Raw genomic sequence first — 24759 nt, 5'->3', positions numbered from 1 at the left:
CGCGGGGCCGTTGTTGGTGTCAGGTGGGGTGGTCAGATCTCGAGCAGCTCGGCGAGGAGCCTGCGCACCCGGGTGTCGATGTCGTCACGGACCAGACGCATGCGCTCCAGGCCCTCGATCCCACGCTGGGACGGCTCATCAGTCACCCACCGCTCGCACGTACCGCGGGCACCGTCGGGTAGCTCCAGCTGGGCATCACCTCCCAGGACGATCACGCGGTCGACCTCGCGCAACAGCTGTGGATCTACACCCTTAGGGTGGCCTGCGGACATGTCGGCACCGGCCTCGGCGATAACCTCGACGGATTGGGGGTTGAGCTTCGTGCCGGGTGTCGTGCCGGCGGAGTGGATCTCGATCCGGTCACCGGCGTGCTTAGCGGCCAGGGCTGCGGCCATCTGGGACTTGCCGCCGTTACCGACGCAGACGAACAGAACTGTTGGGTGGGTGCTCATGAGGTGAAGTTCTCCTTCTCGGATACAGCAGTCTGCGAGGACGGTGTCGAGGATACAGGTAGGGTCGGATCCTGGGGGAAGAGTTTCGGCCCCAGCCACAGCATGGTGTAGACCAGGCCGACAAGCACTGGGATCTCGATCAACGGGCCGATCGTGCCGGCCAGCGCCTGTGCGGAGGTCGCCCCGAAGGTGCCGATGGCCACAGCGATGGCCAGCTCGAAGTTATTGCCCGCGGCCGTAAACGACACCGACGCCGACTGAGCGTAATTCATTCCCGACACCTTCGCGGCAATCAGTGCGATGGCGAACATGCCGACGAAGTAGGCCAGCAGCGGCACAGTCAGGCGGGCCACGGTCCACGGTTGGGAGGTAATCTGCTCCCCCTGCAGGGAAAACAGCAGCACGATGGTATAGAGCAGGCCGATCAGTGCCAGCGGGGAGATCTTCGGCAGGTAGGTGTTTTCGTACCAGGTACGGCCCTTAGTTTTTTCACCGATGATTCGGGAGGCCACGCCGGCGGCCAGCGGGATGCCGAGGAATACGAGCACGGAAACCACGATCGACCAGAAGGAAAATTCCGCCGAGGTAGTCGCCAGGCCCAGCCAGGCTGGCACGACCTGGAGGTAGAACCAGCCGAGTACGCCGAACATGATGACTTGGAACACCGAGTTGATCGCCACCAGCACGGCCGTGGCCTCCCGGTCACCACACGACAGATCACTCCAGACGAGCACCATCGCAATACACCGAGCCAGGCCGACGATGATCAACCCGGTGCGCAGTTCCGGCTGATCCGGCAGGAAGATCCAGGCCAAGGCAAACATGAAAGCCGGACCGACCAGCCAGTTGAGGACGATGGACACCGTCATCAGGCGTTTATCGGCGGCGATCTCGCCGGCCTTGTCGTAGCGAACCTTCGCCAGCGGCGGATACATCATCACCAGCAGGCCAAGTGCTATCGGCAGGGAAATTCCACCGACCTCCAGAGCGCCCAGGGCGTCACCAATACCGGGGACCACCCGGCCGATGAGCAGGCCAGCGGCCATGGCAAGAATGATCCAGACCGGCAGGAAGCGGTCCAAATTCGTCATGCGTGGGCGGTGGTCAGAATTCATACGAGCCTTTCACAGTATTGACAAGCATCAATACAAAAAGTAGCCTTGATATTGATGCTTGTCAATATAGGATGGTTGGTATGACACTCTCGCAGACTCTCCCGCTGGCGGACTTATCCGCCTGTTGCTCACTGGGTGCTGGCCCCTTGACCAGTGGTGAGGCCGAGCGCTACGCCACATTGTTCAAGGTGTTGGCCGATCCCGCCCGCCTGCGTTTGTTATCGCAGTTGTCGGCCGAAGGCTGCGGCCCGGTCAGCGTCGGGGAGCTGACAGAGACGTCGGGGTTGAGTCAGCCGACCGTGTCGCACCACCTGAAGCGGTTGACCGAGGCCGGGTTATTGGACAAGGTCCGGGTCGGCCGGATGGTGACCCATCAGGTGCGCCCGGAGCTGTTCGCGGAGCTGCGCACCGTGTTGCAGATGGACTGAACCACCACCGACGAGCAGGAGACGATCACACACGTGACTAGCAAACACTTCGAGGCGATCATTATTGGCGGTGGCCAGGCGGGCCTGGCCACCGCCTACTACCTGCTGCGAGCAGGCGTGGACACCCTGGTCCTCGACGATCAGGAGGGCGCCGGTGGGGCGTGGCGGCATGTGTGGCCATCAATGACGTTGTTTTCCACCGCGGAGTTTTCCAGCCTGCCGGGCAAGCCTATGCCAGCCTACGAGGGGTTCCCACCGTCGGACCATGTCATCGACTACCTTGCCGACTATGAGCAGCGCTACCGGATCCCCGTCGATCGCCCCGTGCACGTGGACCGCGTCGAGCGGGTGGATGGAGGCTACCGCCTCCACGCCGGTGATCGGTCGTGGACGGCTCCCCATGTCGTAGCCGCCACCGGCACCTGGTCTACTCCCTTCGTCCCGGCCTACCCGGGATTGTTTACCGGCACGCAGTGGCATTCCGCGAACTATCCCGGGGCGGGCCCCTTCCGGGGGTCGTCCGTGGCGGTGGTGGGGGCGGCGAACTCCGCCGCGCAGATCGCCGCCGAACTCACCGGTGTTGCCGAAGTCACCTGGTATACCCGCCATCCACCACGGTGGATGCCCGATGAGGTCGACGGACGGGTGCTGTTTCGCCGGAACCGACAACGCGCCCTGGCCGTCCAGCGCGGCGAGACCGATCCGGGGGCCGACTCGGAGCTCGGCGACATTGTCGTGCTGCCTGAGGTGCGCGCTGCCCGCGACGCCGGACGGTTGGCGGCGACGCCGATGTTTAACTCCCTCAACGAAGTACGGGCCAATCATCTGATCTGGTGTACCGGGTTTCGGCCGTCCCTCGGGCCGGTGCGCCGGCTCCTGGACGGCACCACCCCGAAATACCCGGGCCTACACCTAGTCGGTTACGGCGACTGGACCGGCCCCGGATCCGCCACACTCACCGGGGTAGGCCTCTACGCCAAGCAGACCGCCCGGACCATCGCGGACTCATTCGGCATGACCGTCAAGTAATCCCCGCCTGGCCAGCAACCCCGAGGGGCATTCTGTCGTCAGCACAACGAGAGGAGTAGAGTTTCGATCGCTGCAGGAAAACACCGGCACCTCATCCTCCGGGGACCGAAGAGTGTTCCACATTTTCCTGACCTGCAATCTTGCATATCGGCCGGATCGAGCTGGATCTCAACAAGACGTGGGTCTTCGATGGAAAGTGTGCTTTGACGCGTGGTTGCTACTACTTGGTGGCCAGCAGCGAGTGCGAGGTTGGTCAAAGCTGATCTGAGGCCACTACTTGTGCCGGCAATAGCCAAGTCTGCGTTGTCGTCATTCCCCCATTGAACACGAAAAAGACGATGTCGATTAACGACACCGTCTTTTTATTTACGCAGAACTTAGATTCTACTCACCGCGTAGTTCGCGCAGACGAGCTTGAACTGCGTCATCAGAAGCTGAAGGAGCTGCATCATTAGCGCCCGCTTCAATCGACTTGTTGGATGCGGAAGAACCAGATTCCACTGCCTTATTAGAGTTCATCTCAGCACGGATCTGCTCCAAGCGTGAGTGACCAGCCATCTGGATACCAGCTTGCTGAACCTCAGCCATGCGGCCTTCTACGGAGTTGGATGCCAACTCCGCCTGGCCCAAAGCCTTCGAGTAACGGCGCTCAATCTTGTCACGCACAGAGTCCAAAGAAGGACCGGAGGTGTTGGTGAGCTCGTTCATGCTCGACAGCGAATCAGATACCTTCTCCTGCATCTTCGCCTGCTCCAGCTGGCTCAGCAGCTTCGAGCGCTCAGCGACCTTCTCACGCAGGGTGCCAGCGTTGCGTTCAACTGCCTTCTTCGCCTGATCTGCCTGCTGCAGCGCCTGGTCGTGCAGACGCTTGGAGTCTTCAACTGCCTGTTCTGCGGTAACTAGCTGCGCAGCGAATGCTTCAGCTGCGTTCTCGTACTCAACAGCCTTGCTCTCATCGCCATCAGCGCGAGCCTTGTCAGCCAACTCCAGTGCCTGACGTGTATTGCCCTGCAGCTTCTCAATCTCGCCTAAGCGGCGGTTGAGCTGCATCTCCAGCTGACGCTGGTTACCAATAACTGCTGCTGCCTGCTGGGACAATTCCTGGTGCTGACGCTGTGCGTCTTGAATTGCTTGCTCGATCTGTACCTTAGGGTCAGCGTGCTCCTCAATCTTGGAGTCAAACAACGCCATGAGGTAGTTCCACGCCTTCACGAACGGGTTAGCCATAGTCCCAGGCCTTTCATTAAAAATCTTCTAGATTCAGATTGTCTGTTTACTTTAAGTCTACTAAGTCTAAAACTACCGTAGAATTCTACAGGCACAATGGTAGCTAAATCTTACTGCCAGTGCCGCGCGAATCAGGTTTAAGTTCCATCACAAAGTAAATCTTAGGCTTCAGAAGCAGCAGGAGCAGTCGAAGCTAATTCTTCATTGACTGTCGGCAGCGCCATATTGCCAGCTGCTTCAATGAGAACATCCGAGACCGAAGCTTCTAGTGCATGGCACACCGCCGCAAGCATCTCAGAGGAGACTTCCTTGCGGCCACGCTCCAACTCAGAGAGATAGCCTGGGGACACGTGCGCGCTTGCAGCAAGCTCACGTAAGGTCACGCCTTTATCAGCGCGGAAGGCACGCAGCGTTAATCCAAGTGCTTCACGCAACAGGGGCTCGGGATGACGAACACGAGCACTGTGTGATGCGGAAGCTGCATGCGAACCAGTGGTTTTTTCGAGGAGTGCAGTTGTAGTGTTCATTACTTGTTTCAACGATGCTTAACTTCTATTTGTTCCCATGTCTATAAAAATTTAACCTTCACCGAGGTCAAAGGCAGTTCAATAATAATTCCAGAGCACAATCGACAGCCTGTGCGCGAATCTCATTGCGGTCGCCGTGGAGCGATTCCTGACCATCGGAATGGTGCGCACGGATTACTTCGACACCGTCGGGTCCAGCACACCCGATAAAGACTTCCCCCACCGGATGTCCTTCTTGGGAATCTGGCCCGGCAACTCCAGTCAATGACAGTGCCCACGTTGCATCGCAGACCAAGCGAGTGCCTTTCGCCATAGCAACAGCGGTCTCTGGTGAGACCACCCCGTATTCATCGACAAGCTCTTGCGGCACATGAGCTAAAGCCACCTTGAGGTCAGTTGCATACGTTACTAGCCCACCGCGCAAAACCGCCGATGCACCTGGCACCTGCGCGATAGTGGCACTGGCCAGCCCCGCTGAAAGCGACTCACAGAAGGCAAGGGTCTCCCCGCGCGAAGCTAACTGCTGAACGACCTTCGTAGCAAGCATCTAATTATGCTTCCTGGCATCCAGCAAATACTGCACGCCAGTGACAACCGTAACGGCCACTGCAACGAGCATGACTACGTACGACGGGATATCCATCCAACCTGGCAGCGGGCACAGATAAAGCGCGACCGCGAGTGATTGCAGGACAGTCTTCAGCTTGCCACCCTTGGACGCTGGCACCACCTTGCCATTGCGCAACATCCACATGCGCCACAAGGTAATGCCGAATTCCCGAACCAAGATGACCACGGTAATCCAAATTGGCAGGGCACCGATGATATTCAAAGACACCAGCGCCGCAGTCATCAACGCTTTATCCGCGATAGGGTCCGCAATCTTACCGAAGTCAGTGATAAGCCCGCGCGCACGCGCGATGTCGCCATCAAGCTTGTCTGTGGCCATCAGTACAGCAAAAAGGCCAAAGGCCCACCACTGGTGTTCAGCGAGCACCAGCCACACGAAAACGGGGATGAATAAGATACGCAAACTGGTCAAAACATTAGGCAGGTTCCAGTTGGAAGGTTTCGCTGCCCCGGAACCTGAATTCACGCTATCTTTTGAAATGCCCACACTAGACATAATAGCGTGCTCGAATTATTCATGAACGATCCCACCGAAATCTGCGCAGTTTTCCGTACAATCAGACAGATGAAATACTTCGCAGTGCTTTATGAATACAACGCAAACCATCCTCGCCTCGCTGATGTGCGACCTGCACACCGTGAATTTATTGAAGTCTTGCACAGCCAAGAACAGATCCTGGGCTCCGGTCCTTTTACCGATTCCAAGCGCGGGGCCCTCATCATCGTCAAACTTGCTGAAGGTTCCACGGTCGAAGATGCCATCACCATCATGGACGGAGACCCTTTCTGGACCGAGGAAATTGTGCACAAGCGGGAGATTCGTGAGTGGGGTCCTGTTACCGCGTCCTTTGAAATCTAGGGCAACACACTCAGTTTCACTAGACTAGATCGCCACAAACATAGAAAAAGTCGGGCACTACTGCAGCATGCAATAGTGGCCGACTCTTTGGTTTAAAGCCCTAAAGCGACCAATCTACTTGGTGTTTGGCAATTCGCTCTCAGGAAGCTCAGAAGCATAACCAACCAGGTCACCCTTCTTGTTGCGCACGATCCGCTTGCCCTCATCGTCCCAGTCATAGTGGTTGTGAGAGATTTGGATGCCGCCTTGGGCCTCATCGCGCTTGTTTTTGATGACAGACGCGACGACGGTAATGACCAAGACACCGACGATGACGAGCAAGGAAGTAACCGTGCCGACCTCTGGGACGGTCACGTTCTCGCCACCATTGATAAATGGCAGGTTATTTTCGTGCAATGCGTGCAGCAGCAGCTTCACACCGATGAATCCCAGGATGATGCCAAGGCCGTAAGACAGGTACACCAATCGGTCCAGCAAACCGTCGAGCAAGAAGTACATCTGACGCAGACCCATCAAGGAGAAAGCATTGGTGGTGAATACCAGGAATGCTTCCGAGGTAATACCGTAAATAGCTGGGATGGAGTCAAACGCGAACATGATGTCAATCAAGCCAATAGCAACCAATGCGATGAACAATGGCGTCAGGGCCAGCTTGCCCTTCTGCGGGCCAGATTCTTCGCGGTGAGTCAGCTTGTCGCTGTGGTAGCGCGGGGTTACGTGGATAACCTTGCGCAACCACCTGATGATCAACATGTCGTTAGGGTCGGTCTCTTCTGCGCCACGAATCTCATCAATGACGAGCTTGATAGCGGTAAACAGCAGGAACAACGCGAAGAGGTAGAATACATCAGACCATGCAGCGATGACTGCTGCACCAAGCAAAATGAATACGAGGCGGAACACCAGCGCCAAAACGATGCCGATCAGTAGCACCTTTTGCTGGTACTTACGCGGAATCTTAAACGCACCCATAATCAGGGCGAAGACAAAGAGGTTATCTACTGACAGAGCCTTCTCTGTCACATAACCCGTGTAGTACTGCAGTGCGTGCTCATGGTCCCACAGGCCCCACACCAAAAGGCCAAAGAGCAGCGCAATGGCAACGTAGAAGGCAGTCCACGTACCTGATTCTTTCAGGGATGGCTCGTGCGGCGTCTTAACGTGCGAATAAAAGTCGAAAATGAAAAATCCTGCGATAACCGCACCGGTTATCAGCCAGATCCACAAAGGTACACCCATGGTTTTATCCTCCGGTCTTGTGAAAAACTTAAATTGACCGGAGGTCTCCCCCGCCCACTTCAGTGGGCCGACACGACCGGGAGCAAATAGAACACATCAATGGTGATGTGGATCAATGCTTCCGTGCTGACGATCAGTGCCGATTTATGGGGTACTCCCCTCCAATACTTGTCACATCTTACACGAAAGCCCCACCTAATCAACGTGTCAGGTTGATGGGTGGGGCTCGTGCTGATTTCAGCTAGAAAGCACCTGAGGTTGGGTTATATGTAGCTTGAACCGTGTTCGTATCTGGTTCATCGTCAGATGATGCCTCGGCTTCAGCCGCCATCTCCTCTTGGACTTCCTTCGGAGCTTCAGCAGGGTCTGCTCCCTTAATCATCCACACAATGGTTTCCAGCTCTTCCGGTTTAACCAGCACCTCACGTGCCTTCGAACCTTCGGAAGGCCCAACTACTCCGCGCGATTCCATCAAGTCCATCAAACGACCAGCCTTCGCAAAACCAATGCGCAACTTTCGCTGCAGCATCGAAGTCGAACCCAGCTGCGAGGTAACTACCAAGTCAACTGCCTCGAGCAAGTCATCCATATCCTTGCCGATGTCGTCATCGATTTCCTTCTTGGCTGCCGATGCCTTCTCCTCAGTCACACCCTCGGTGTAGTTAGGCTGTGCCTGTGTCTTCGCGGCTTCGACAACGGCCTGGACTTCCTCATCGGAGACGAATGCACCCTGGACACGCACGGGACGTCCGCCCTGCGGGATGAACAAGGCATCGCCCATACCGATAAGCTTTTCCGCACCGCCCTGGTCCAAGATAACTCGAGAGTCAGTCAGCGACGAGGTAGCAAAAGCCAAACGCGAAGGCACGTTCGTCTTGATCAAACCAGTAACAACGTCGACGGAAGGTCGCTGGGTTGCCAGTACCAAGTGAATACCTGCGGCACGAGCCTTCTGGGTAATACGCACGATGGAATCTTCAATTTCCTTCGGCGCAGTCATCATCAAGTCCGCCAACTCATCAACGACACAGACAATGAATGGGTATGGCCGCATCTCGCGTTGTGATCCAGGAGGAGCCGTCAGCTCACCAGAACGTACCTTGCGGTTGAAGTCCTTGATGTGACGCACGCGCGCGGACTTCATGTCCATGTAGCGCTGTTCCATCTCTTCTACTAACCACTGCAGGGCAGCTGCTGCCTTCTTTGGTTGGGTGATAATTGGCGTAATCAGGTGTGGGATTCCCTCATATGGTGTCAATTCCACCATCTTCGGGTCTACCAAGATCATGCGAACATCTTCTGGCGTGGCGCGCGTAAGCAAAGATACCAACATCGAGTTAACGAATGCCGATTTACCAGAACCCGTAGCACCCGCTACCAGAAGGTGAGGCATCTTCTGCACGGAAGCCGAGATGAACTCACCTTCGATATCCTTGCCCAGACCGATAAGCATCGGATCATGATCCGAGATCGTGGCAGGAGCTTCAAGCACCTCACGCAGACGTACCATTTCGCGATCTGGGTTAGGTACCTCAATACCCACCGCCGATTTACCTGGAATTGGCGTGAGAAGACGGACATTTTCGGTAGCTACGGCATAGGCCAGGTTCGACTGGAGGTTCGTAATCTTCGAAACCTTCACACCAGGGCCCAACTCAATTTCATAGCGTGTGACTGTAGGACCACGGCTGAAACCAGTGACAGCGGCATCGATCTTAAATTCCGCAAACACATCGGTGATCGCCTCAATGGTGCGATCGTTGACTTCGGTGCGTTCCTTCGATGGCGAGCCTGGAGTCAAAAGGTTCGTCTCTGGGATGTCATAATCGGGTGCTTCAAAGGCAACCGAGTCACTGCCAGCAGTCGCTGCGTCATCTTCCGACTCTGGCTCAGCTGATGGTTTTCCGGTTACTGGATCCACACCAGAGCGCGCCAAGATAGCTTGGCGCATAGCTTCTTGCGAGGAGGAAACAACATCGCTGGAATCAGATTCGGCTTCAGCAGGAGCAGGCTTGGATTTATTGATCACCTGCGTCGACTCCGGAGTCGGAGGAGAAACTGGCGCAGCAGGCTTTGGTGCTTTAGCCGGCGTAGTCATCGCGGGCAAAATCTGCGTATCGGTTTCTGATGGCTTTTCATCGACCGGATAACGGCCAGGCTCCGGCGCAGAGGTTGGATATGCATCCATAGGGCTGCGTGGCGCAGGACGAGGACTAACGCGTGGGGTAATCCTGGCAGTCCGTGGGCGCTCACGACCTCTTTCGATATCTTCGATGTCATTGCTGACGGAGCCATAAAGATCTTCGTCTTCATCATCGAAGTCTTCTTCGGTCTTTTCGCCATTAATCAGCGCCTTAATGCGTGCGCTAATAAAGTCGGCTGCTTCACGCACGGTAATCCCGGTTACGCGCAAAGCACCATACACAATGACCAAAAGCAGAAGTGGAACCGCAACATAGGAGGAGAAACCAGCTGCCAGCAGGCCACCCGTCCACGCACCGACTGCGCCGCCTGCTGCAATTCGATCGGCCCATTCACCAGGATTGCCTGCAAATAGGTGAATCAATCCGAGCATCGCCACGATAATCATGGTGCTACCAATGACCACTCGCACGGGGATGCCACGTTCTGGAGTGCTTAAATCAAGCATCAGGACTAGAGCTAAAGCAATCAATGCGATTGGCAGTACCAATGCACCTGCACCAATTACCAAGTGGATGCCTTGCGCCAAAGCTGCGCCAATAGGTCCGGCAATATCGAGCCACACAGATGCACCCACAATGGCCGCAAGCCCCAAAAGGATGAGGCCGACAGCATCGGGATTTGATACCTTCCAGCCCGCAGAATCAGGCTCGTCGATATCGTCTTCTACTTCTTCAACATCGTCGAAGTCATCCAAAGAAAGCTCTTCTTGCACGGGTTCCTGACGCGCCCTTGAAGTCACGCTTGATTTGCGGCGCTTGCGCGGGGTCGGCTTGTCGGTAATGTCGTCGAACTCCTTTTCATGTTCTAGCTGATGGTCGTGTAAATCCCGATCATTATCTCCGTCATAATCCGATGACGGTTTCAAGCTTGCCATCCCGGCCCCCAAGGAGCGAGTTACGCTTCCTAAACCTCGGGCAGTTGCACCGGCAGCCTTGCTAAGGCCTTTGCCCACCGCACCAAAGGCGCTACCAGTTCGCTGGTGCGAGTTGGTAGCGCTTGGCGTTACCTGCAACTTGGTTTCTGTAGCAGAACCGCTTCGCGCGCGGGCAGGCCGAGACCGGTTCGCACTCTTAGTGCCTGAACGTGGCCGACGTGACGAGCGGGAAGCATTCTTGACAGACATGCTTGTAACTTTAGCCGCAACAAACCCTCTCGTCACATTAGCCACACGTGAAAAAGGAGATTTTTATCAATTACTTTCGCCATGGAAGTAGTGCGGAGTGGCTATCGTGCAACCTTGGAAGCATCCCCGTTAATCGTAATATCTGCAACATCACGGCCAGAGGCCCACAACAACAACTCCCCTACTTCGCCGCTAACGCGAATGACATCACCACCATTTGCGGAAATTCCCTTTTTATCTGCGGTAACAATCCGATCAAATCCACGTGGGTGAAGCACCACCGGACTGGCGGATTTGCGAAGCGCAGAAGAAGCCAACATCTTCAGCGCAGAGTAAAGCTGTTTATTTGCAGCATCGGACAAAGGCTGCGGGTCAGTCATACCGTTAGCACGACGAACATCTTCATAGTGAATGAAGTGTTCCATCGTGTTCATCTTGGTATCAATACCCTTGAGCCAACGTGGTGGGCCGGCTGCCCATTCATTAACGACATCTTCATAATTACGGGACAGCGTCTCCTGGGTGAGATTCTCTAAGCGGTTTTCTAGCTTGGAGATAAACATTCCAGCTGCAGCGTCTACGCGGTTCTCGCGGATCCATAAATGCGCCGCCATATCTTTAGTTTCCCAACCTTCGCACAGGGTTGGCGCGTCCGGCCCCAGTTCAATGAGAAGTTGCGCGAGCTTATTTCGTTGTGCGGCAGAAAAAGTCATGTCCCCCAGCATAGCGATGCTGAGGGACAAGAAGCTGAAATAGTCTTGAAAGACTACTGGGAAGGACGCGTTGCCTTTACGTCATCTTCGTCAGCCACGAGGACTTCACCGGAAGTCGCAATAATCGTTGGCAAGATAACTGGCTCGCGCTTGTACTTGGAATCCATCAGCTTAGATACCTTGCGGCGTAGACGCTGAACCATGCGGTAAGTGTCGTTTTCGCCTTCGGATGCTAGGTCGTTCATGGTGTTTTCCACCATCTCAGCGACCTCTGGAACGATTCCGCGGTCGTCATCGCTAAAGCCCGTGGTTGCTACCGATGGGTGCTCAAGCAGACGAGAGGTGCGGTTATCAATGACACAGGTAATGGAAACCACGCCGCCGGAACCCAGGTTGGTGCGGTCCGCGAGAGTATCCGCATCCACTTCACCCATGTTGACACCATCGACGTAGAGGTGGCCGACGGTCAGTTGTCCGACTACCTGTGCGCGACCATTTTGGAGGTCAACAACCACACCGTTTTGTGCCAGAACTACGCGATCGCGGTCGACACCGGTGGAGATTGCCAATTCCTTATTCGCACGCAAGTGACGCCATTCGCCGTGGACCGGCATGGCGTTTTTCGGACGCGCTGCGTTGTAGAGGAAGAGCAATTCGCCGCCGTAGCCGTGACCAGAGGCGTGAACCTTAGCTTCCTTATTGGTAATAACTTCAGCTCCGATTTGCGAAAGCATGTTCATGACGCCATAGACAGCTTCTTCGTTACCTGGAATCAGGGAGGAAGAGAATACAATCATGTCGCCATCACGAACCGTGATTTGACGGTGCTCACGACGTGCCATACGCGACAGAGCAGCCATTGGCTCGCCCTGTGTACCAGTCGTAATCAGTACAACCTTGTGCGGAGCCATCTTCGCAGCGTCTTCAATCGACACAATGGTGCCGCGTGGAACTCGCAAGAAGCCCATCTTCTCTGCGATTTCCATGTTGCGCATCATCGAACGACCGTTGAAAGCAACCTTCCGGCCGGCATTTACAGCGGCATCGATGGCAGCCTGCACACGGTAAACATTCGATGCAAAGGACGCGATAATAACGCGCTGGCGAGCACTAGCTACCAAACGGTTGAAGGTAGCTGGGATATCACCTTCAGATGCAGAAACACCTGGGATATTTGCATTCGTCGAGTCACACAGCATGAGGTCAACGCCCTCATCGCCGTAACGAGAAAGCGCTGGCAAGTCAGTTGGACGGCCATCCAGTGGAGTCTGATCCAGCTTGATATCACCAGTGTGGATGACATTGCCTGCTGGGGTGCCCAGCATGACGCCAAGCGCGTCTGGAACGGAGTGGTTCACTGCCCAGAAGCGTGCACGGAATGGACCGTAGCTGACGTCCGACTTTTCGTTCACCTCAATGAACTTTGGGCGCTGACGGTGTTCTTTACACTTTGCAGCGATCAAGGCAATGGTAAAGCGCGAAGCAACAATCGGGATGTCGGAACGCAGCTTCAACAGCCATGGGATAGCACCAATGTGGTCCTCGTGGGCGTGGGTGATGATGAGTGCTTCGATCTTGTCGAGCTTATTCTCGATCGGACCGAAGTCAGGCAGGATCAGGTCAACGCCTGGCTCACCGGAGGATGGGAACAGCACACCACAGTCGATGACCAAAAGCTTGCCGTCGTATTCGAAGACGGTCATGTTGCGGCCGATTTCAGAGATGCCGCCCAGTGCGTAAATACGCAGGGATCCCTTGGCCTGCTTTGGAGGCTGCGGAAGGCGCTTGGTCAGATCCGCGCCCTGCATGGACTTTGGAACATTGCGACGATTGTTATTGTTGCCGCCACGACGGTTGTTGCGTCCACCTTGGCTTCCGCCGCCCTGGTTGTTATTGCCGCCTTGGTTGTTTTGGCCATTGTTGCCACCACGGCCGCGTCCGCGGGAGCCGCGGGAGCGGTTGCGACGATTGGTGTTCTCACCTTGGTTTTTATTTTCCGAGCTCTTCTCGGAGTTACCGGAATTTTCTTTCTTCTGCGCTGCAGAATTAGCTGCAGAATTGTCCGGTGCCTGGAAAACAGGCGAAGCCGCCTCATTCGAAGCGGTTTCCTGCGCCTCCGCAGGTGGACCCGCCTTTCGGGTTACCTTACGGGGGCGGTTTCGGGATTCATTCATTCTTTAAGGACTCCAGCCTTCTTCATCGTCTCACGAAGACCCTCAAGCTCGTCGGCGTCTGCGCCGAGTACTGGCAATCGAGGATCTCCAACTTCAATGCCCTGCATCCGCAGGGCTTCCTTTGCAAGTGTTACGCCTCCGAGACGGGCTTGTTGCTCCGCCAGAGGGATAAGAGTTTGTGCGTTAATTTCCCGTGCGCGCTCAATATCACCACGGTCAAAAGCATCCCACAGCTCTGCTAGCTCGCGTGGAGCTGCATGGCCAACTACTGAAATGAATCCGGATGCGCCGACAGACAACCATGGAAGGTTGAGAGGGTCATCACCGGAGTACCACGCCAGGTCAGTTTCTGCGATAATACGCGAAGCTGCTGCAAAGTCGCCCTTTGCGTCTTTTACGCCTTTCACGGTGGGAAGTTCTGACAACCGCAGCAAAGTTTCTGTTTCAACAGGGATCGCTGAACGGCCAGGGATGTCATAGACACAGATAGGTAAGTCTGTGGCATTAGCTATCGCTGCAAAGTGCGCGTAGACGCCTTCTTGTGAGGGCTTTGAATAGTACGGCGTCACAATCAAAAGGGCATCCGCGCCCGCCTCAGCACTCGCCTTGGCTAGCTCAATTGAGCTTGCGGTGTTATTCGTACCTGCTCCGGCGGTGAGCTTAGCGCGGTCGCCTACTTCGTCCTTTACAGCTTTGAGCAATTCCAGCTTCTCATCCACGGTAGTCGTGGGTGATTCTCCGGTGGTGCCCGACAAGATTAGTGAATCAATGCCGTTGTCCACCAGGTGTGCGGCTAGCTGCCGAGCCTTCTTAACGTCGAATGCGCCGTTACTATCAAAGGGAGTAACCATCGCGACACCGACGCGGCCAAAGTACTCGACACCTGTCCTTGCTGTCATACCTGTGCTCATGGCTACCAAGATTACCTGTTGCGTGCACTTTTCGGTACATCACTACCCGTGTGTACCGAAAATCGCCTCTTTAACTAGGCATATGGAGACGACGCCATCTCCGTGCCATCCGACAAAGTGGAGATATTGAAGTCATCGAAAAGCACTGGCGCTTGTGCCTTGAGCAGCCTTAAACATGCAATAGCTACGCTGCGGATTTCCACGTCGGCGTACTCTGTTGCGCGCGCTGCAATAAAATGCCGCCACGCGCGGTAGTTGCCGGTAACGACAATCCGTGACTCAGTGGCATTGGGCAAAATTGATCGTGCAGCTTGACGCGCCTGTTTCATCCGCAAAATAGCATTGGGTTCATCGGCAAGCTTTTCTTCTAAAGCATTCAACAACTCGTCATAGACAAACCGGGTCTCATCTACTGCCCCCAGCAAGAGCCTAGAAAGCTGCTCATCGTCAGCAATAGCTTTGGGAATAACTACCTGTGCATCCTCAGGATGGACAAAGCGCTGCGAAAGCTGCGAGAAGGAAAAATGGCGATGGCGCACCAATTCATGACATGCAGAGCGCGAAATACCTTGAATATAAAGCGTGGCCGTAGCGTGCTCTAATAACGCGTCATGGCCAACTTCTAACAGGTGGCGCAAATAGGACTCATTAGTCCGGGTCCGCGGATTGGGCTTATCAAAGGAGTCATAGCACGCGCGTCCAGCGAATTCGACGAGTGCTTCCGCATCCGTCGCTGCTTCATCCCTTTCCCAATCCGGCTGCGGTGGTTGGTGAAATTGTGTAGCAGCAATCAGCTGCACATCCAGTTGTACTTGCTCGGCCATCTACAGCCCCAAGTACTCTTCCAGACCATAAGTAAGACCTGGGAACTTCTCAATCTCACGAATTCCCAGCAGTACGCCCGGGGTAAAGGAATTACGGTCATAAGAATCTTGACGGATGGTCAGCGATTGCCCCTCCGCACCGAAGATGACTTCCTCGTGTGCGACCATGCCGCGGGTACGCACAGCATGCACTGGAATGCCATCGACTAGAGCACCGCGCGCGCCTTCCAAGCTTTGCGCAGTTGCGTCTGGCATCGCACCAAGCCCTGCCTTTGCACGCGACTCTGCAATTCCCTGTGCAGTGTGAATGGCGGTGCCAGAAGGAGCATCGAGCTTCGTCGGGTGGTGGAATTCCACGACCTCTGCGGTTTCAAAATATGGCGCAGCTTGACGCGCAAAAACCATAGTCAACACGGCGGAAATGGCGAAGTTGGGAGCAATCAAAACGTGTCCCGCACCTTCTTGCTGGGTCCACTCCTCTACCTGCTTCAAACGCTCCTCGGTAAAGCCGGTGGTTCCCACAACGCAGTGCATGCCCTGAGCAATGCAGTACTCCAAATTGCCCATCACGGAATCCGGCTGCGTGAAATCCACGACGACTTCCGCACCGTTGAGCGATAGCAGCTCCAAGGAGTCGTCGCGGCCGATGGTAGCAACAAGCTCCAGATCATCACTTGCTTCTACACCTTCGACAACTGCTTGTCCCACGCGGCCCTTTGCGCCTAAGACACCGACTTTAATAGTCATAGATATTTTCTCCTTGTTCGCATTTTCACCGAAAAATTGTTCTTCAGCCCTCAAGTGTAGCGAGATGCGCTGCTAAGGTATTAACCATGCGCATATATATTGCTTCAGTATTTGTTGATGACCTTCAAAAAGCCCACGATTTCTACGTAGATAAGCTTGGTTTCGTAGTCAAAGATAGCGTCAAAAATGAGCACTACTGGTGGCTTACGGTCACCAATCCAGATGGTGGCACGGAGCTTTTGCTAGAGCCAAATGCTCACCCCGCAGCCCAGGCTTACACAGCGGCATTGCGAGCAGACGGCATCCCAGCCACTCAATTTTTGTCCGAGGATGTTGAGGCCGAAACCGCCGCGCTGAAGGAAAAGGGCGTGGAGTTTGTCACCGAACCAACTGACTATGGGCATTCGGTTGTCTCAGCTTTCGATGACACCTGCGGCAACATCATTCAATTGGTCCAATTGAAAAGGCCGTAACGGACACCTCACTGTTACCAAATCGTCTCAGTTGTCACTCTAAAACACAGGTAAACTGGTGTTATGAAAACGCAACGCCTTACCCTCTCTGCCCTAAGTATTCTCACCGCCGCTACCTTGCTTGCCGCTTGTTCCTCTTCTGTTGATGACACAACGGCTGACTCTTCCGTGGCCGTAGATCCAGCGCCCCAGTCAACAACGTCTGATTCCACAGGCTCTGAAGGTACTGAGAGCACTGAGGCTGCTGATACCGTCGAAGCAACGACAGAAGGTTCCAAAGCGCTTTCACCTTTAGGTAATCCGACGACAGAAGATAAGCAGCAAAGCCCTGGGATAGGAACTGATCTTGTCCCCGTCGGCGTACGCGTTGCGGATCATGATTCCTTTACTCGCGTCGTCTTGGATTTTGAAGGCACTGGTACCGCTGGCTGGTATACACAGCTAGGCCCTGAGCCGACCCAGCAGGCCTCCGGCTTCCCTATTGAGTATGAGGGTGAGACAGCCATCAACATTGGCGTGGAATCCACGCCTTGGCCTTCAACGCCAGAATTAGAAGAGGCCTACATGGACTTCGGCACAGTCCCTGGCGCGGGTGTCGTTACCGGCGTGGAATTTGTCACGACCTTTGAAGCACAGTCGCAATATGTCATCGGCCTGGAAAAGGAATCCCCTTACTCGGTGACCTTCTTAAACGACCAACCCCGCGTGGTCATCGACATCTTGCATTAGATACCTAGGGAAAATAAAAGCAGTGCCCCTCACAGGGAGCACTGCTTTTATTTTATGAAGAGGGTTTAATTAAGCCTCAACTGGAACCAGGGAGATCTTGCCGCGGTTATCGATATCAGCAATTTCAACCTGAATCTTGTCGCCAACCTTGACTACGTCCTCAACCTTTTCGATGCGCTCGTCGCCACCGAGGTTAGAGATGTGAATCAGTCCGTCGCGACCCGGAGTAATCGACACGAAAGCACCAAAGGCTACAGTCTTGACTACTGTGCCCAAGAAGCGCTCGCCCACCTTAGGCAGCTGCGGGTTTGCAATGGCATTGACCTTTTCAATTGCTGCATCCGCTGCTTCACCGGAAGTCGCGGAAACGTACACGGTGCCGTCATCTTCGATGGAGACATCAGCGCCGGTTTCTTCCGTGATGGTGTTGATTGTCTTGCCCTTAGGGCCAATCAGCTCACCAATCTTCGATACTGGGATCTTGATGGAGGTGATCTTTGGCGCCTGCGAGGACATCTCATCTGGGCCGTCAATACCTTCAGCCATGATGTCGAGGATCTCTTCACGGGCATTGCGTGCCTGCGACAAAGCACTAGCCAGGACCTCAGAAGGGATACCGTCAAGCTTGGTATCGAGCTGCAGTGCGGTGATGTAGTCACTTGTGCCTGCAACCTTAAAGTCCATGTCGCCGAATGCATCTTCTGCGCCCAAGATGTCAGTCAAGGCTACGAAGCGTTCCGTGCCTTCAACCTCACCAGAGACCAAACCCATAGCGATACCAGCCACAGGAGCCTTCAGTGGAACACCTGCGTTGTACAGAGACATCGTCGAAGCACAAACGGAACCCATCGAAGTCGAACCGTTGGAGCCCAGCGCCTCAGAGACCTGGCGAATGGTGTACGGGAAGTCCTCACGGGAAGGAATGACTGGCAACAGTGCACGCTCAGCCAATGCACCGTGACCAATTTCGCGACGCTTTGGAGAGCCAACGCGTCCGGTCTCACCGGTGGAGTATGGCGGGAAGTTGTAGTGGTGGATGTAACGCTTGGACTCTACCGGAGTCAAAGAATCAATCGTCTGTTCCATCTTGAGCATATCCAAGGTGGTTACGCCCAGAATCTGGGTCTCTCCACGCTCAAAGAGTGCGGAACCGTGGACGCGCGGGATCAGACCGATTTCTACGCCGAGGTCACGAATGTCTTCTGCTGCACGACCGTCGATGCGGAAACCTTCGGTGAGAATCTTCTCACGCACAATTTCCTTCATCAGCTGGTTATAAGCTGCGCGAATCTGCTTGGAAGCATCTTCTTCAGTGAATACCTCTAGAAGCTGCGCTTCTACTTCTTCCATGTGTGCATTGGTTGCGTCGTCGCGCTCCTGCTTTGCAGCAATGGTGAGCAACTTGCCCAGCTTCTTTTCAGCCTTGCGTGCAACCGCATCATAGATTTCATCTGCATAAGCTGGGAAGAGCGGGAATTCTTTGGTCTTCTTACCAACACGCTCAGCAAGACCTGCCTGTGCTTCACACAGGGTCTTGATGAATGGCTTTGCAGCTTCCAGGCCTTCTGCCACGGTGGATTCCTGTGGTGCAGGTGCGCCTTCCGCGATGCGCTCGTGCACGTGCACGCCAGCGCCAGCTTCAACCATCATGATGGCGACGTCATCGACGTTCTTGCCCTTTTGCTTGCGGTTAACAATTCGGCCAGCAACGACCATTTCAAACAGTGCGCGCTCATGCTGTTCAGCATTCGGGAACGCTACCCACTGTCCCTTTGGGTGCTTATCATCAGCCAGCAGCGCCATGCGTACGCCACCGACTGGGCCAGAAACTGGCAATCCGGATAGCTGGGTTGCTGCGGACGAGCCATTGATAGCAATGACGTCGTAGTATTCTGCCGGATCCAGGCTCAACACGGTGTTGATGACCTGAACTTCATTACGCAGGCCCTTAACAAAGGTTGGGCGCAGCGGACGGTCAATCAAGCGACAAGCCAAAATTGCTTCGGTTGAAGGACGTGCTTCACGGCGGAAGAAAGAGCCAGGAATCTTACCGGCTGCGTACATGCGCTCTTCTACATCCACGGTCAGTGGGAAGAAGTCAAAGCCTTCGCGTGGCTGGTTCGATGCAGTCACGGTGGTCAATAACATGGTGTCATCATCGAAGTAAGTGGTGACAGATCCATCAGCTTGACGGGCTAGTTGGCCAGTTTCAAAAGTGATGGTGCGGGTGCCAAAGTCACCATTATCCAAAACGGCGGTTGCCTCGAGGATGTCAAAGTCTTCATCTTTTGCGAAGCTGACCTGGTTATTTGGGGTTTGTGATTTCCCGCTATTGCGTGGACTCATTAAGAGGGGATCTCCTTCGTAGAGTATCTGGCGATCATCGGTGCCGCCATCGAGAAGTGTTCAATTACGTATTTTTCACGTACAACATTGCAGAGTCTACCAAACTAGCTGCTCTAATACACTGTGAGAAGAAGTACCCCTAGAAAACAAGTATCACCGCTACTTAGTTGAACCAAGTAGCGGTGATAAAAGCTTTAAACCTTAGCGACGCAGACCCAGACGGGAAATCAGGTCACGGTAGCGGTCGATGTTGTTAGCAGCCAAGTACTTCAGCAGGCCACGACGACGACCAACCATCAGCAACAGACCACGACGGGAGTGGTGATCGTGCTTGTGGAACTTCAGGTGCTCGGTCAAGGTGTTGATACGAGAGGTCAACAAAGCAACCTGTGCTTCTGGGGAACCAGTATCGGTCTCGTGCAGGCCGAATTCCTTGAGGATTTCGGACTTCTTCTCAGCGGTCAATGCCATGAGATTATCTCCTATTAGTTATTTCAGTCCGCATGAAAAAAGCAGCTTGCGCCACTACTTCACAACTGCTGCGAACTGCAGTCATAAAGCGATAGCTTATCTTACTGGTTTTGGGCCAATCGTCCAAATAGTTGCGCCAGCTTGTCGATGAAATCCGGCACGAAACTATCCACGTCTACCCCAACGGCAACGCGGGTTTCTACCTCAGAGCCATCCCACCGTCCGATTGTGCGACCAATGGTGGGTCCTTCGGTATCGACCTGCAGGGGAAGAATCAAACAATCAACCAAGTCAGGGTCAGCTGCAACCGCCACGGCCAACGGGTCATGCAAGGCGCAGCCATCCATGTGCGGATTATTTTCCTGATAAGCATCAATGTAATAGCCGGCCATATCAGCAAAGACATCTCCAGCTGGCGTTCCCCGCCACGAATCCGCTTCAGCACGCGTGAGCTGTGTTTGCATCGTGACATCCAGGCCCACCATGGTCATATCCTCAGCCAACTGGTACACAGTGTTAGAAGAGACTGGGTCCTGGGAGATATTTGCCTCAGCCGCTGGCGAGACATTACCCGGAACGGTTAAGGCGCCGCCCATGCTGACCATGCGAATAGCTCGCAATGCAGGATCTTTTTCTAAAGCGAGAGCCAACGTGGTTTGTGCGCCGGTGGGAACGATCACCAAATCATCGCCGTATTTCGCCGCTGCTTCGCTTAAAAATTCAAGTGCATCGCCAGCAGATTGTGCATCACCTGCAGCGATATCTACCTCGCCCACGCCATTGCGCCCGTGAATACGGGCAGAGGCTTCAGATACCTCAAAGCCATCGATAGCGCGTCCAGCATATACGGGCACATCGGCTGCGCCCAGGAGCTCCAACAGTGCCTGGGTATTGGCCATGCCCTGTTCAATGGTGACATTGCCATAGGTACCGGTGACACCAATCAAATCGATATCCGAGTGCGCGATGGCATAGGCCAACGCAAAGGCATCATCGATACCGGTGTCTAGATCTAAAAACATCTTCATTGGCTTTTAGCTTTCTGCTTGTAGAAAGTAGGTCTCAGGCGCCATCTTATGTGCTTGCACATCCTGAGCTAACAAAGTGCGGGTTTTCTGCACGTCTTTAGCCATAACTTCCAAAAGCTGCTCGACGGAGTCAAACTTTTCCATGGCCCGCACGTGGTCAACAAATTCCACTTTGACGTCGTGACCATAAAGATCAGCATCTCTATCGAGCACAAAAGACTCCACGGAGCGCTGCTCATCGCCAAAAGTCGGGTTGGTTCCCACCGAAATAGCGGCGGCATAAGCCACCTCTGGTTCCATGTTCCCGCTCACGGGTGCCTCAGTGGGCAAAATGGTCAACCAGCCGGCATAGACACCATCGGCAGGCAAAGCGACTGTGTCGTGAAAGTACTGATTAGCCGTGGGAAAGCCCAGCTCCTTGCCTCCGCGGCCAGCACCACGGACTACCGGGCCTGTGACATAAAAGTGCCGTCCCAAAGCCCAGTTGGCGCGCGCCACATTTCCTTCAGACAGAAACTCCCGCACGGTCGTGGAAGAGATCCTCACGCCTTCATCGTCAAGCAAGTCGATGACATCAACGGTCAAGCGCGACTGGCAAATCTGCCGCAAGGAATCTGCGGTGCCGGCGGCATTTTCCCCAAAAGTAAAGTTAGCTCCGACCACCACGTGTGAGGCATGCAGCGTATCTTCGAGAAGAAATTCCACGTACTTCTCCGGCGAAGTACCAGAGAGCTCGCGGGTAAAATCAATAACTAGCACGGCATCAATGCCAAAGCTTTCCGCCAGCGCGAAGCGCTCGCCTAAGGTAGTGATCCCCAGCGGCGCACGGCGCGGGAGAAACACGGACACTGGGTGCGGGTCAAAAGTAACCATGATGGCTTTCGCGCCCACCTCGCGTGCTTTATCAACAGTGGCATTAATCAATTTCTGATGCCCGCGATGCACGCCGTCGAAGACACCAATGGTGACTGCACTGTTGTCTAAGTCCTTCGGGACTGCTGCTGTTCCGTACCAAATATCCACGCCTTACATGCTAGATCATTTGCTTGCCGATTAGACTATGGCCTCATGACTGACTCAGGACTTGTTGTTGTGGATAAACCGGCCGGGATGACCTCTCATGATGTGGTCTCCCGCGTACGGAGGGAGTTTGGCACTCGCAAGGTGGGACATGCGGGCACCTTAGATCCCATGGCCACCGGCGTTTTGATCCTGGGGATTGAACGCGGAACCAAGTTCCTTGCACACATGGTAACTGCGACAAAGGCCTATAATGCCACGATTTTGCTAGGTGCTTCAACCACCACCGATGACTTTGAAGGCGAGATTATCTCCCAAACTTCCGCCGCACACATCACCGATGAACAAATTCTTGCCGGGATTGCGGATTTAACCGGCGATATCATGCAAAAGCCTGCGAAGGTCAGCGCGATCAAGATCGATGGAAAGCGTGCCTATCAGCGAGTTCGCGATGGTGAAGACGTTGATATCCCCGCACGTCCCGTCACCGTCAGCCGTTTTGAGGTGCTAGAAAGCCGTCAAAGCCCACGTGAAGTCGATGTCGTGGTGGAATGTTCTTCGGGAACCTATATCCGGTCTCTCGCGCGCGATTTAGGCGAGGCGCTTGGCGTAGGTGGGCACCTTACTGCTCTTCGGCGCACTGAGGTTGGGCCATTTTCGCTTGACGATGCCTCCCCGTTGGACAACATGGAGCTCTCCCTGAATCTAGATGAGGCTCTCGTGCGGTGCTATCCCCGCCTTGATGTCACCGCTGAGGAATCGCATAAGCTCGCCATGGGTCAGTGGTTAGAGCCACGCGGGTTGAAAGGAACTTATGCTGCGGTGGGCCCTGATGGGCGATCTATCGCGTTGGTCAAAGAAAAGGGCAAACGCCTCTCTACCGTCTTTGTTGCGCACCCTTCAACACTTTAATACGCCAGGCGCTCGTGTCCGACGCCTGCTTCTACCGTGGTGGAGACAATGATGTAGCCATCGCGGACCATCCAGCGTCCACAAATAAATGGCACAGGTGTCGGGCGAACCAGCAAGTATGAAATTAAGGTTCCATCTTCGCGAATGTCCACTTCTGCTTGCTCAAAGCCCAACCAACGATGGGTCATGGGAAACCATGCCTTATAGGTTGCTTCTTTGGCGCAAAATAACAGGCGGTCGGCAAAAGAAATTCCTGCCTTGCGCAGCCGGTTTATCTGCGGGATTTCACCTGAGCGCGCAATCATCTCTAGCACGCCTTCTGGCAGGGGCTCTGCTACTTCAACATCGAGTCCTAGGGACACCACTTGCGAGGTAGGTGCAACAACCGCTGCACGAAAACCCGGGGTGTGTGTTAGAGAGCCAACATAGCCAGTTGGCCATAAGGGCATTCCACGTTCCCCGCGCAAGATTGGTTCTTCTCCGCGGTAGCCCAATTCTTTCAAAGCTTCATGAGCGCACCAACGAGCATCCCCGAATTCGGCCTTGCGGGTAGCCACCGAATGCGCAGCTACAGATTGCTCCAGCGGGTGCAGGTTATTGAAATTAACAAGGTCCGCCGCTTGCGGGTCGGTCTTGACGTAGCAAAATCGCGCGACGTCAGGGAAAAGAGATTGCTGAATCATCATTGCGCACCCTCCCCCATTGTCAACACGGGATAGGGCCACAGTTGATGACCTTGATGAGCCATCCACTCGCGTGGGTATCCTAAAGAAACTTCAATGTGGTCTACCCCATCAATCTTATCGACAGATGGCATGTGAAGGTGGCCATAAATTACTGCTTCAGCGTTATAACGGGTTGGCCAATGCCGAGTATGCCGAGATCCACACCACAGACCAATTTCTGGCCAGCGCATTTTCAGCGTTGGTTCTTGCACTAGCGGCCAGTGATTAATCAGCACGGTCGGACCAGTTATGCGTGACAAACGCTTAATCGAATACGCCAAGCGGTCCCAGCACCATGCGCGCACATCCACGAACGGAGCAATCGCAATTTCATCTGTCATCATGATTTGGCGGTCCACGGCAGCCGCAATTGCGTCTTCAACCGTAGTGCCCGGTGCGCGGAAAGAATAGTCGTACAAAGTAAAAAGCGGCGCGATAGTAACCCCGTTGAACACTGCAAAAGGGTCCTCCGGAGTTAGCACATCGATATCACGACAGCCTTCTACCAGTTCGTCATACTTCTCACGCCCGCGGTACCGATCCGTCGATCGGGAAAAAAGTTCGTGGTTTCCCGGTACCCAAATAACCTTGGCAAAACGCGCGCGCAGCTTGTGGAGCACACGCAGCACTAAATCCGTGCGTTCAGCGACATCTCCGGCCACGATTAACCAGTCTGAAGGATTCGTCGGCTGTATTTCATCGATGCGGCCGTTATTTGCCTTAACGGCCGCATGCAGGTCAGAAACCGCCCACAACGTCGTGTGCGATGACTTTCCAGCCATGGTTTACCCCTCGCTTAAGAAAATATTGACCCCTGAAACTTTAGCAGCAGGTACTCTTTCAGGTTTATCG

Annotated in this window: 25 protein-coding genes; 6 read left to right on the top strand and 19 right to left on the bottom strand. The window is 54.6% G+C overall.

Annotation, left to right across the window (positions count from 1 at the left end; translation table 11 throughout):
• Positions 1 to 32: 32 nt before the first annotated feature.
• Positions 33 to 452 carry a low molecular weight phosphatase family protein gene (locus C5Y44_RS06755; protein WP_105324238.1) on the bottom strand — a complete coding sequence of 140 codons (420 nt, stop codon included), beginning with the start codon at positions 450 to 452 and terminating at the stop codon, positions 33 to 35.
• Positions 449 to 1567: an ACR3 family arsenite efflux transporter gene (arsB, locus tag C5Y44_RS06750; RefSeq protein WP_105324237.1), complete on the bottom strand. Its 1119-nt coding sequence runs from the start codon at positions 1565 to 1567 to the stop codon at positions 449 to 451. Before arsB ends, C5Y44_RS06755 begins: the two co-directional genes overlap by 4 nt.
• An 80-nt stretch (positions 1568 to 1647) precedes the next feature.
• Between arsB and C5Y44_RS06745 the strand changes: the two genes are divergently transcribed.
• Positions 1648 to 1995 (top strand): metalloregulator ArsR/SmtB family transcription factor, encoded by a 348-nt coding sequence (locus C5Y44_RS06745; RefSeq protein WP_105324236.1) that lies wholly within the window; start codon positions 1648 to 1650, stop codon positions 1993 to 1995.
• A gap of 33 nt (positions 1996 to 2028) precedes the next feature.
• On the top strand, positions 2029 to 3024 hold the full coding sequence (locus C5Y44_RS06740) for an ArsO family NAD(P)H-dependent flavin-containing monooxygenase (protein ID WP_105324235.1): 996 nt from the start codon (positions 2029 to 2031) through the stop codon (positions 3022 to 3024).
• Between the two features lie 384 nt (positions 3025 to 3408).
• On the opposite strand, the gene C5Y44_RS06730 is transcribed toward C5Y44_RS06740, so the two are convergent.
• The 4 genes from C5Y44_RS06730 to pgsA form a co-directional block, all read right to left on the bottom strand.
• Positions 3409 to 4251 carry a PspA/IM30 family protein gene (locus C5Y44_RS06730; RefSeq protein ID WP_105324234.1) on the bottom strand — a complete coding sequence of 281 codons (843 nt, stop codon included), beginning with the start codon at positions 4249 to 4251 and terminating at the stop codon, positions 3409 to 3411.
• A 161-nt stretch (positions 4252 to 4412) separates the two neighbouring features.
• Positions 4413 to 4778 (bottom strand): helix-turn-helix domain-containing protein, encoded by a 366-nt coding sequence (locus C5Y44_RS06725; RefSeq protein WP_066793481.1) that lies wholly within the window; start codon positions 4776 to 4778, stop codon positions 4413 to 4415.
• A gap of 67 nt (positions 4779 to 4845) precedes the next feature.
• Entirely contained in the window at positions 4846 to 5325 is a 480-nt protein-coding gene (locus tag C5Y44_RS06720) for a CinA family protein (RefSeq protein WP_105324233.1), read from the bottom strand.
• Positions 5326 to 5904 carry a CDP-diacylglycerol--glycerol-3-phosphate 3-phosphatidyltransferase gene (gene pgsA, locus C5Y44_RS06715; protein WP_105324232.1) on the bottom strand — a complete coding sequence of 193 codons (579 nt, stop codon included), beginning with the start codon at positions 5902 to 5904 and terminating at the stop codon, positions 5326 to 5328.
• 69 nt (positions 5905 to 5973) lie between these two features.
• On the opposite strand from pgsA, the gene C5Y44_RS06710 reads away from it, so the two are divergent.
• The gene (locus C5Y44_RS06710) at positions 5974 to 6267 is read left to right on the top strand and encodes a YciI family protein (RefSeq protein ID WP_105324356.1); all 294 of its coding nucleotides are present in this window, start codon (positions 5974 to 5976) and stop codon (positions 6265 to 6267) included.
• Positions 6268 to 6381: 114 nt separating this feature from the next.
• Here C5Y44_RS06710 and C5Y44_RS06705 read toward each other — a convergent pair whose 3' ends face one another.
• From C5Y44_RS06705 to dapB, 7 genes are all read right to left on the bottom strand, one after another.
• Complete coding sequence (locus tag C5Y44_RS06705) at positions 6382 to 7506, bottom strand: TerC family protein (protein WP_105324231.1); 1125 nt, start codon at positions 7504 to 7506, stop codon at positions 6382 to 6384.
• Between the two features lie 241 nt (positions 7507 to 7747).
• On the bottom strand, positions 7748 to 10834 hold the full coding sequence (locus C5Y44_RS06700; protein ID WP_105324230.1) for a DNA translocase FtsK: 3087 nt from the start codon (positions 10832 to 10834) through the stop codon (positions 7748 to 7750).
• Between the two features lie 101 nt (positions 10835 to 10935).
• The gene (locus tag C5Y44_RS06695) at positions 10936 to 11547 is read right to left on the bottom strand and encodes a TIGR03085 family metal-binding protein (RefSeq protein ID WP_233189876.1); all 612 of its coding nucleotides are present in this window, start codon (positions 11545 to 11547) and stop codon (positions 10936 to 10938) included.
• A 53-nt stretch (positions 11548 to 11600) separates the two neighbouring features.
• Positions 11601 to 13721: a ribonuclease J gene (locus C5Y44_RS06690; RefSeq protein WP_199185998.1), complete on the bottom strand. Its 2121-nt coding sequence runs from the start codon at positions 13719 to 13721 to the stop codon at positions 11601 to 11603.
• On the bottom strand, positions 13718 to 14632 hold the full coding sequence (gene dapA, locus C5Y44_RS06685; protein WP_105324228.1) for a 4-hydroxy-tetrahydrodipicolinate synthase: 915 nt from the start codon (positions 14630 to 14632) through the stop codon (positions 13718 to 13720). The genes C5Y44_RS06690 and dapA overlap by 4 nt, the downstream gene beginning before the upstream one ends.
• Before the next feature lie 74 nt (positions 14633 to 14706).
• Positions 14707 to 15456 (bottom strand): FAD-dependent thymidylate synthase, encoded by a 750-nt coding sequence (gene thyX, locus C5Y44_RS06680; RefSeq protein WP_105324227.1) that lies wholly within the window; start codon positions 15454 to 15456, stop codon positions 14707 to 14709.
• Entirely contained in the window at positions 15457 to 16203 is a 747-nt protein-coding gene (gene dapB, locus C5Y44_RS06675) for a 4-hydroxy-tetrahydrodipicolinate reductase (RefSeq protein ID WP_105324226.1), read from the bottom strand.
• 86 nt (positions 16204 to 16289) lie between these two features.
• Between dapB and C5Y44_RS06670 the strand changes: the two genes are divergently transcribed.
• Positions 16290 to 16676 carry a VOC family protein gene (locus C5Y44_RS06670; protein WP_105324225.1) on the top strand — a complete coding sequence of 129 codons (387 nt, stop codon included), beginning with the start codon at positions 16290 to 16292 and terminating at the stop codon, positions 16674 to 16676.
• 63 nt (positions 16677 to 16739) lie between these two features.
• Positions 16740 to 17405 carry a hypothetical protein gene (locus C5Y44_RS06665; RefSeq protein ID WP_105324224.1) on the top strand — a complete coding sequence of 222 codons (666 nt, stop codon included), beginning with the start codon at positions 16740 to 16742 and terminating at the stop codon, positions 17403 to 17405.
• 69 nt (positions 17406 to 17474) lie between these two features.
• Here C5Y44_RS06665 and C5Y44_RS06660 read toward each other — a convergent pair whose 3' ends face one another.
• The 4 genes from C5Y44_RS06660 to C5Y44_RS06645 all read right to left on the bottom strand — a co-directional run bounded on the left by C5Y44_RS06660 (position 17475) and on the right by C5Y44_RS06645 (position 22273).
• Positions 17475 to 19751 (bottom strand): polyribonucleotide nucleotidyltransferase, encoded by a 2277-nt coding sequence (locus tag C5Y44_RS06660; RefSeq protein WP_105324223.1) that lies wholly within the window; start codon positions 19749 to 19751, stop codon positions 17475 to 17477.
• 201 nt (positions 19752 to 19952) lie between these two features.
• Positions 19953 to 20222, bottom strand: a complete 270-nt coding sequence (gene rpsO, locus C5Y44_RS06655; protein WP_040354382.1) for a 30S ribosomal protein S15 — start codon at positions 20220 to 20222, stop codon at positions 19953 to 19955.
• A 101-nt stretch (positions 20223 to 20323) separates the two neighbouring features.
• Positions 20324 to 21250 (bottom strand): nucleoside hydrolase, encoded by a 927-nt coding sequence (locus C5Y44_RS06650; RefSeq protein WP_105324222.1) that lies wholly within the window; start codon positions 21248 to 21250, stop codon positions 20324 to 20326.
• A gap of 6 nt (positions 21251 to 21256) precedes the next feature.
• Entirely contained in the window at positions 21257 to 22273 is a 1017-nt protein-coding gene (locus C5Y44_RS06645) for a bifunctional riboflavin kinase/FAD synthetase (RefSeq protein WP_105324221.1), read from the bottom strand.
• A gap of 45 nt (positions 22274 to 22318) precedes the next feature.
• Between C5Y44_RS06645 and truB the strand changes: the two genes are divergently transcribed.
• Positions 22319 to 23182, top strand: coding sequence for a tRNA pseudouridine(55) synthase TruB (gene truB, locus C5Y44_RS06640; RefSeq protein WP_105324220.1), 864 nt, complete (start codon positions 22319 to 22321; stop codon positions 23180 to 23182).
• On the opposite strand, the gene C5Y44_RS06635 is transcribed toward truB, so the two are convergent.
• Complete coding sequence (locus C5Y44_RS06635; RefSeq protein WP_105324354.1) at positions 23179 to 23865, bottom strand: 4'-phosphopantetheinyl transferase; 687 nt, start codon at positions 23863 to 23865, stop codon at positions 23179 to 23181. The genes truB and C5Y44_RS06635 overlap by 4 nt on opposite strands.
• Positions 23865 to 24689: a metallophosphoesterase gene (locus C5Y44_RS06630; RefSeq protein WP_105324219.1), complete on the bottom strand. Its 825-nt coding sequence runs from the start codon at positions 24687 to 24689 to the stop codon at positions 23865 to 23867. Before C5Y44_RS06630 ends, C5Y44_RS06635 begins: the two co-directional genes overlap by 1 nt.
• Positions 24690 to 24759: the final 70 nt, after the last annotated feature.

It is taken from the genome of Corynebacterium sp. J010B-136 (assembly GCF_002967075.1).
Classification (GTDB): Bacteria; Actinomycetota; Actinomycetes; order Mycobacteriales; family Mycobacteriaceae; genus Corynebacterium.
The sequence above is the reverse complement of the archived record's forward strand: the minus strand, read 5'-3'. Positions and strand labels throughout refer to the sequence as shown.

Coding starts and splice junctions, on each gene's coding strand:
- C5Y44_RS06695 (WP_233189876.1), bottom strand. CDS start 11,547: ATGACTTTTTCTGCCGCACAACGAAATAAGCTCGCGCAACTTCTCATT.
- truB (WP_105324220.1), top strand. CDS start 22,319: ATGACTGACTCAGGACTTGTTGTTGTGGATAAACCGGCCGGGATGACC.
- C5Y44_RS06745 (WP_105324236.1), top strand. CDS start 1,648: ATGACACTCTCGCAGACTCTCCCGCTGGCGGACTTATCCGCCTGTTGC.
- dapB (WP_105324226.1), bottom strand. CDS start 16,203: ATGACTATTAAAGTCGGTGTCTTAGGCGCAAAGGGCCGCGTGGGACAA.
- C5Y44_RS06690 (WP_199185998.1), bottom strand. CDS start 13,721: ATGAATGAATCCCGAAACCGCCCCCGTAAGGTAACCCGAAAGGCGGGT.
- thyX (WP_105324227.1), bottom strand. CDS start 15,456: ATGGCCGAGCAAGTACAACTGGATGTGCAGCTGATTGCTGCTACACAA.
- dapA (WP_105324228.1), bottom strand. CDS start 14,632: ATGAGCACAGGTATGACAGCAAGGACAGGTGTCGAGTACTTTGGCCGC.
- C5Y44_RS06700 (WP_105324230.1), bottom strand. CDS start 10,834: ATGTCTGTCAAGAATGCTTCCCGCTCGTCACGTCGGCCACGTTCAGGC.
- C5Y44_RS06730 (WP_105324234.1), bottom strand. CDS start 4,251: ATGGCTAACCCGTTCGTGAAGGCGTGGAACTACCTCATGGCGTTGTTT.
- C5Y44_RS06755 (WP_105324238.1), bottom strand. CDS start 452: ATGAGCACCCACCCAACAGTTCTGTTCGTCTGCGTCGGTAACGGCGGC.
- pgsA (WP_105324232.1), bottom strand. CDS start 5,904: ATGTCTAGTGTGGGCATTTCAAAAGATAGCGTGAATTCAGGTTCCGGG.
- C5Y44_RS06725 (WP_066793481.1), bottom strand. CDS start 4,778: ATGAACACTACAACTGCACTCCTCGAAAAAACCACTGGTTCGCATGCA.
- C5Y44_RS06635 (WP_105324354.1), bottom strand. CDS start 23,865: ATGATTCAGCAATCTCTTTTCCCTGACGTCGCGCGATTTTGCTACGTC.
- C5Y44_RS06710 (WP_105324356.1), top strand. CDS start 5,974: ATGAAATACTTCGCAGTGCTTTATGAATACAACGCAAACCATCCTCGC.
- C5Y44_RS06630 (WP_105324219.1), bottom strand. CDS start 24,689: ATGGCTGGAAAGTCATCGCACACGACGTTGTGGGCGGTTTCTGACCTG.
- arsB (WP_105324237.1), bottom strand. CDS start 1,567: ATGAATTCTGACCACCGCCCACGCATGACGAATTTGGACCGCTTCCTG.
- C5Y44_RS06670 (WP_105324225.1), top strand. CDS start 16,290: ATGCGCATATATATTGCTTCAGTATTTGTTGATGACCTTCAAAAAGCC.
- C5Y44_RS06705 (WP_105324231.1), bottom strand. CDS start 7,506: ATGGGTGTACCTTTGTGGATCTGGCTGATAACCGGTGCGGTTATCGCA.
- C5Y44_RS06665 (WP_105324224.1), top strand. CDS start 16,740: ATGAAAACGCAACGCCTTACCCTCTCTGCCCTAAGTATTCTCACCGCC.
- C5Y44_RS06650 (WP_105324222.1), bottom strand. CDS start 21,250: ATGAAGATGTTTTTAGATCTAGACACCGGTATCGATGATGCCTTTGCG.
- C5Y44_RS06660 (WP_105324223.1), bottom strand. CDS start 19,751: ATGAGTCCACGCAATAGCGGGAAATCACAAACCCCAAATAACCAGGTC.
- C5Y44_RS06720 (WP_105324233.1), bottom strand. CDS start 5,325: ATGCTTGCTACGAAGGTCGTTCAGCAGTTAGCTTCGCGCGGGGAGACC.
- rpsO (WP_040354382.1), bottom strand. CDS start 20,222: ATGGCATTGACCGCTGAGAAGAAGTCCGAAATCCTCAAGGAATTCGGC.